Origin of the sequence: Streptomyces boncukensis (assembly GCF_011045075.1) — a bacterium.
GTDB lineage: Bacteria > Actinomycetota > Actinomycetes > Streptomycetales > Streptomycetaceae > Streptomyces > Streptomyces boncukensis.
Genome location: NZ_JAAKZZ010000604.1, coordinates 1 through 3,989 on the forward strand (window position 1 = coordinate 1; position 3,989 = coordinate 3,989).

Here is a 3,989-nt window from a genome sequence, read left to right on the forward strand (position 1 = left end):
GCGTCCGCCCCCGCCACCGCCATCACCCACACCGCCGGGATGCCCTGCTCCAGCGTCGCGTCGTAGGCGCGCAGCTCGACACCCGCACGCTCCCGCGCCCACGCGGCGAGCACCGGGACGCGCCGGTCGGCCGCCGAGCCCAGGTCGATACGGCGCAGCGGCAGCCGCGCGTACCACGTCGCCAGGAACGCGTCCCGCTCGGCGACCTCCAGCAGCCCGTGCAGCACCGCCTCGGCGAGACTCGCGCCCAGCGCACAGCCGTTGGACAGCTCCTGCACGAAGCGCGGACGCGCCGGACGGGCCTCCGCGTAGTGCACGTGCCCGGCGGGCACCAGCACCGCCCGGTCCCGGGTCAGCGAACGGGCCCATATCCACTCGGTCTCGCGCGACGCGGACCAGCGCGCGTACGGGAAGCCCGGCCGGTCGTAGGAGGCGTCCGGATGCAGGCCGAGCGACGGCGGATACACGGCCGTCCCCGCCACCTGCCGGAAGCTGGCGACGGGCCCGCGGGAGGCCGCCGCACGGGGCGTCGGCGTGCCGCCCAGGCGCTCCAGCGCCTCCAGCACGGCGTGGGCGGCGGCGGTGCGGAAGTCGGCGCCGTGTCCGTAGCCGTGGTGTGAGACGCCGGTGGCCCGTGCGGGCGAACGGACCGCCACCGCCACCGGCCGCCCTCCCTCGGACCGCTCCCGCACCTCCTGGACGAGCCCGGCACACGGATCGACGAACGTACGGGTGAGCGCCGCCAGCCGTGCGCCCGACAGGGCCCGCAGCCGGCCGGGGGACGGCGGAGGGGGCCCCGCCGGGCCCGGCACCGGGTCGCGGTCGGCGCCCGTCAGCAGGGGTCCGCACCGCACGCACTCCGGGTCCGGCAGCAGCGGGTGCCGGCTCACCCCGCCCCGGTCGGTGCCGATACGCAGCAGCGCGCCGCGGGTACGGGCAAGGGGCCACCCGGCGTCCGGAGTGCCGTGCCCCGTACGGCGCCCGTCCCGGGCGAGGGCCGCCAGCTCCCCGGCGAGCAGCGCGGCGGCGAGGTCCAGCACCGGGCCGGCGGGCGGGGCCAGCGGCATCCGGTCCTGCCCGGGTCCTGCCTGCGGCACCGGCGGCTGGTTCCGGCGCCGGCGCAGCCACGCGCACCGGGGGCATCCCGGGACGCCGGGCAGCCCGGCGGGCCCGACCAGCAGCTCCCCCGGTTCCCACACGAGCGACAGCCAGCGTGCCGTCCCGGCTCCGGCCTCCGCGTAGCACGCCGGTACCTCGGCTCCGCCGTAGCGCACGCACGCCAGCCGGACCGGAAGGCCGCCGCCCGCGCCGCTCGTGCCGCTCGTGCCGCCCGCGCCGCTCGTGCCGTCCCCGGCGCTCGTGCCGTCCGCGCTGCCGGTCCGCTCAGGTGCCCGCTCCAGCAGCCAGGCCCCCAGCTCCGTGTCCCCGCACAGCAGGACGCCCCGGACACCCGCAGGGCCCCGCCCCGCCCTGTCGGCCGGTTCGGTCACTCGGTGCTCCCCTCCACCAGGACGACACGGACGAGGAAGGGCATCGGCACCGGAGGCGGGCCCGGCGGCGCGGGGCCCGCGGACAGCGGCAGTGCCACCGGCCGTGCCCCGGAAGCGGCGGCCAGCGCCGCCGCTGTCCCGGACACCGCGCCGCCGGGCCCGCTCCGGCGGCCGGGGGCCGCCGTGCTGCCGCCCGTCCTGGCGCCGTCGCCCGCCGGGGGAGCGACCGGGCACGAGGCCGCCGCCCGGCCCGCCGCTGCCCAGGTCGACGCGCACGCCGCCGTGCCGGAGGCGCCGGAGCTGCCCGGCGGCCCGCCGTCACCGCCGCGCACCGTGCCGGACCCCGGCTCCGGGCTGTGGTCACCCCCTCCCGGCGCGCCCGGCCCGCGCCCGGACGATGCGTTGCGGGCCGCTCTGCCGGGCGCGCGGCGCCGGTGCCGCTCCGGCCCGCCGCGTCCGTCCCGCTCCGGGGAGCCGGTGTCTTCGTCCGGGGCGGCATCGGCCGGGGGATCCTCCCCGGTGTCCCGCGCCGCGGAGCGACCGGCGTGCGCCGCAGGGCACGGTGTGCGCCCGTCCCGCCCGTCCGTGTGCGGCGCGCGGAGGGCGAGGCGGAGCGCGGCGGGCACCCGCGGGGTGTACGCCGGCTCGCCGTCCAGGCGCGACTGCCAGGACAGCAGGGCCAGTTCCAGCGCCTCGCGCCGTACGTCGCCCCGGTCCGCGCCGCAGCGCAGGGCCACCGTGGTGCCGTCCAGGGTGACCGCGCAGGCGGGCAGACCGCCCAGGGCGGCGGACAGGTCGTGGACCGCCGGCTCGTGCCCCGTGGCGCGCAGCATCGCGTACGTCTCACCGCCACCGCCCTCCACCAACGGGAACGGCTCCCGCCGGCCGCCGAGCAGCCGCTCGGCCAGCAGCCCCTCCGCCAGCGCCCGCAGGGCGTCCGCGGCGGCGCGGGGCGCGCTCAGCCCGCCCCCCACGGCCGACCGCGCCTCCGGCAGGGCCGCGACCCGGACCGGCGCGTCCGCCTGGAGATCCCAGCCCCACACCGGGCCGCCTCGATCCGCAGGTGCTGCCTCGCGCGCGGCCCGCTCGGTGAGCGCTGCAAGGACCGCACGCTCGCGGGCCTCCTCCCGGGTACGCCCGTACCCGCCCACGACGACCGTGCCGTCCCCGGGGCCGGGCAGGCGGGCCTCCGCACGGCAGGTCCACCACGGGTGCTGCGTCCAGGGGCCCGAACCGACCGCACACAGCACACCCGTGTGCGGGTCCGTCAGCCGGTCGGCGCATGCCGCCAGTTCGGCGGGCGAGAGCGCGGGCGCCGCCCACCAGGCCGCGACATCACCGGCGGTGAGCGGTTCTTCCGTGCCGCCTGCCGCGCCTGCCGCGCCTGCCGCGCCTGCCGCCCCGCTGTGCCGTGCGCCCGCCGAACCGCCTTCGACGGCAGTGACGAGATGCTCCGAGGCGGTCAGCTCGCGGGGGTCCACACGGACCGCCCGCAGCGGCCGCTCGTCCTCGCCCTCCAGGCCGGTCAGATACCGCAGGCACACCAGCACCACCTGAGCGGCGAGCAGGGTGCGCGCCGTGCCGTCGTACGGACGGTACGCGTGGGGCTTCCGGGCGGGCGGCGGCAGGGGGCCGCCCACGGGGCCGATCCACACCGCGCCGTCCGCCGCCGCGACGACCGGGCACGGCACGCCGTTCCCCGCGGACTGCTCCTCGTCGTCCAGCCGGACGCGCAGCACATACGGGCGGACGCCGGGCAGCGGCGCCGTCCGGCGCACCGTCACCTCCTGCAGCGGGTCCCGGCGCTCGGTCGCCGCGAGGCGGCGCAGCGCCGCGCGCTCCGCTGCCGCCCCGGCCGCCACCTCCACGGTCCGCCAGCCGCAGCGCAGCCCGAGCCGCAGCACCTCGGCGGCGAGGGGGCCGTCCCCGGCGAGCGCGATCCTGGCGGCCCGCAGCCGCTCGAAGCGGTGCTCCGCGGAGTCGGCGGCTTCGCGCAGATGGGCGAGCTGCTCGGCGTAGAGCCGCTTCTCGTCGGCGCACAGGCCGTGCGGGCGGTCGGGCGCGGCGTTCCGCACATAGCCCCCCTCGTGCAGGGTGCGCACCAGCCGCTCGACGGTCCGGCGCTGCTCGGGCGGCAGCGCCTCGACGAGCTCCGGCAGGCTGTGCTCGCCGGTGAGGAACGGGGCGAGCCGGACCAGCCAGGTGTGCAGGTGCGGGCCGCGCACCAGGGTGCCGCCGTGCGGGGCGAGGACGTAGGTGCCGTCGGGGCGCTCCAGGAAGCGCACATGGTCACGCAGGCGTGGCCGCATGGGGACGCCTCTCCTCGTGTCGTGGTTCTCAGCGCCTGACTGCCACGCCTGGCCCCGGTCATGCGCGGTGCCGCCCGGATTCGCCGCAACGAGTGGACTTCCCGCGGGGAGGTGCCGGGGGAGTTGCGGCAGGATGGCGTCATGTCCCGACGCAAGAAGGCGCGCGCCGCGCGCTCGGCCCGCCCCGCAC

At 79.5% G+C, this 3,989-nt stretch carries 2 protein-coding genes; both read right to left on the reverse strand.

Annotated elements, in window-relative coordinates; all coding sequences use genetic code 11:
- On the reverse strand, window positions 1-1,490 hold a 1,490-nt coding region (locus G5C65_RS32825), incomplete at its 3' end, for a TOMM precursor leader peptide-binding protein (protein WP_165302715.1).
- Entirely contained in the window at window positions 1,487-3,799 is a 2,313-nt protein-coding gene (locus tag G5C65_RS32830; RefSeq protein WP_165302716.1) for a hypothetical protein, read from the reverse strand. The genes G5C65_RS32825 and G5C65_RS32830, both read right to left, overlap by 4 nt.
- Between the last annotated feature and the right edge of the window lie 190 nt (window positions 3,800-3,989).